This window comes from Vibrio sp. 10N.222.55.A1 (assembly GCF_041473835.1).
GTDB lineage: Bacteria > Pseudomonadota > Gammaproteobacteria > Enterobacterales > Vibrionaceae > Vibrio > Vibrio crassostreae_C.
The window spans coordinates 1-3,251 of the sequence record NZ_JBFRSX010000091.1 but is presented as its reverse complement, the minus strand read 5'-3'; the positions used below and the strand labels follow the sequence as shown (position 1 = coordinate 3,251).

At 30.4% G+C, this 3,251-nt stretch carries 2 protein-coding genes; both read right to left on the bottom strand.

Annotated features, from left to right (window positions below; all coding sequences use genetic code 11):
* A partial coding sequence (locus AB4493_RS21085) for a reverse transcriptase family protein (RefSeq protein WP_372155768.1) occupies nt 1-901 on the bottom strand: 901 nt, incomplete at its 3' end.
* Nucleotides 902-1,037: 136 nt separating this feature from the next.
* On the bottom strand, nt 1,038-3,251 hold a 2,214-nt coding region (locus AB4493_RS21080; RefSeq protein WP_372155767.1), incomplete at its 5' end, for a retron Eco8 family effector endonuclease.

Sequence of the window (3,251 nt, the reverse complement as noted above, 5' to 3'; positions counted from 1 at the left end):
CATGAATCATTTTTGATATTATCTTTGTTTTCTTATTAGATATTCTTATACTACCGCTCAAATAAGGATAATCTGAACCCGATATTAAATATCCATTAAGTAATAAGTGCTTCTTTGACTTTACCGTTTTTTTTCTATTTAATTTAAAACCATCAATATTAACTATGAAAGAAATTTCTTCTATAAACTTATCTGAATGCAAAAATTGGACTTTCTCTTTCTTCTTGAACAAGTCATCAAAAACAGATTTCTCTCGATATTTATCATCCCTCACGGTCGAGCTTGAAAATAGCATGTCATCCGCATAACGAGTATAAGTCACATTATTCTTGGCGCAAAACCTTTCTATTAGAATATCTAACTTTCTAAATACTATATTAGATACGACAGGAGATGATTTAAAACCTATAGGCAAAATTGTCTTACCTGAAAACTCTTCATTTTTTGATTTGTCAGGGAGCGTAATCGTTAAAATATTGACTATAAAATCCAAATTAGATTGACTACATCCTTCAATAACCTCAGATGAAGACACATGCTCTGAAATGGAGTTTCTTACTACAGTTCTATTAATGAAATGAAAAAAGTTCTTGAGATCTAACCTTAAAAAGTAATAGCTATTCCTATGTGGTTCAAGAAAATTTAAGTACGACTTATTTTTCGAATAAGCAGTAGCTGCTTGATTAATTGGGATTCGACTAAATAAACTTTTATTTAAAGATTCATGTATAGCATTAATATGGTTTCTTTCTGAACCTGAAGGTACATATACGAACTTTTTCCCAACTTTAGTTTCTTTAAAGTGAGTTGAAGGGAGTGACTTTAAGCCACTCCCTTCATCGAAAAATGTACACTCTTTAAGAACGGATAAAACAGAACTATTAACAGTATAATTTTTCATTATGATTCCACATGGATACTAATTCATCTTTTCACGAACTTGTCGTGCATTAAAAGTACACCTACACAGGGATGCACAGAGTCAGACAATGTTGAGACTAGGATATAAAAATATCGAATTTGCGAACAAAAACTCTCTAAACTATCGATACTGAAATCTTCTTAAGTATATCATCCAAGTGTGGGAAAATCCTAGAAAATTTCTCACGAAATTCACTATCAGTATTGGATTCATTCTCAATATCTGCAATTGCAAAATTTAAAAACGATGTTACCCAGCCACCCGTTTTTCCTAACTGCATAGGAAGCTTCTTTAAGCATTGTTCTTTGATATTATCGACAGCATTCCTAAGCTCAGGGCTAATAGCACTCTCATAATTTTTTGATTTCTGACTACATAATGTGTGAGTTTTACCATCTAACGCAAGACGTAACGTTGTGACTTGATCGTTTCTATTTAAGTCATCATTTTTAATATAGAATTGCTTCAGCAATTTTTTCAAATTAAGTACAAGAACTTGTTTTACAAAATCCTTATTTTTCTCTGATAAATCCCCATTATATTCGTGGGGTGTGAACACATTTTTATAGAAGTAGTCAATATTATCTTTTTTAAATCTACGCCTAAAACTATCAAGTTTTTTGTTTATATCACCTCCACCACCAATCATTAGAGTTCCTTCGACGAGCTCTTCTGTTTGGTTTATTAACCAGCGAATTGCCACTTTCCTAGACTCTTTACAGATCAAAGTTTCTTCAATCGTAGATGGCGCTATATGTACTCGATCAGTTTTTAATAATATGTTATTACACTTATTTATAAATGAAAGATAAGATAGCTTAGAAAACTCCGTCCCTTTCTTATTAACAGATATAGAGACACCATCGATTGTCAAAATGGACTTTAGTGCCCTTTTTATAGGATAGTTAGGCGAAATAAATGTAGTATATTTGTATCTATCTTTTAGATCATGCAGATTAACTTCTTTTTTCTTTAAAATAAATTCCTTGTTATCAAAGTTGTAAGTCAACATCTTATCGGCATCATAAACATTTAAGTATGGGATAGGAGCTTTAGATTCTCTAGGGTTAATGGAACGGAGCATCACTTCATTTGTTTTGTAAATATCCACCTTGTTTAGGAAACCATACTTTTCCACTAAGCTCATGTTACCAAATAACTCTAACTCTGTTTCACCTTCAACGAATAGAATAAAATCACTAAAATATAATCTAGCTTCGTTATCACTAAATACATTGAGAAACCTCTTATCCTTGAACTTTGTATTTAGTAGTGAAACAATTGTTTTTCTTGATTGTAATCCAAAATGGAAAACACTATGTTCACCATCATTCTTGAACTGTTTTATTACGGATTTAAGAATATTAGGTGAATGTGTAGTCATTAACACAGTGGGATAAGGTGTTGCATATTTTCCTAGTTTTTTGCTATCCGTATTTTTTTTGAGTTCGTTATATAGCTTATGTAAATTATATATTAACCTTTCATTTAACTTGGGATGTAAACCTAATTCTGGCTCATCAATATATACAATAGGAGTAATATACTCTCTTCTTGTAAGAGTAATAATTAACGATAGGAAAAGTTCAATAAATCTATGTGAATTTGTCCCGTCAGACTGTGTACTTAATTCAAAACCGTCTATATTGAATTTATGCCCGCTCAATCCAACTTTTATATAGTTAAGAACCATGTCTTGATAATTATATGGCGATGCTTGAGTCAATTCCCCAACGATTTTTACATAATCTTTATAAGCGTTACTTTTTTTTGAAACTCTCTCATCAAAGAAGTCGACTATTTGACTTGTATTCAGAGACTTAGTATTTAGAAACTTAAGCTGACTAACTGTTTTCCAAAGCTTGTCCCAATCATACAAATCCATTTTTCTAACATCTATTGAAAACAATGGATATATTCTGTTTATTATCTTTCTCACATTTTTGTCTTTATCAGACCAACTAATAGAACCATTGCTATTAATTATTAATGTTAGCTTAAACTCTTTTCTAATCTTCCTATTAACAACCAAATTAAAGTTATCATCTTTAAATAGAGAGCTATATATATGTTTTTGATAATCACTTTTGCTTTTTCTACTTTTAATTACTTCTTCCAGTCTAGTGGTGTCGTATGTTATTGTTATTTTACCTACACTAGAATAATTAGATTGAAGTGGTAACGGTATAACTGATTCATTTTTTAAATTGGAGTAAAAGTACTCTAAAACTTTTAAAAAGTTTGACTTACCAACATTATTTTTACCGATAATACAATTGAAGTCGCTAAAATTAGTTATAGTACAATCTTCAAAGGATAATATATTTTT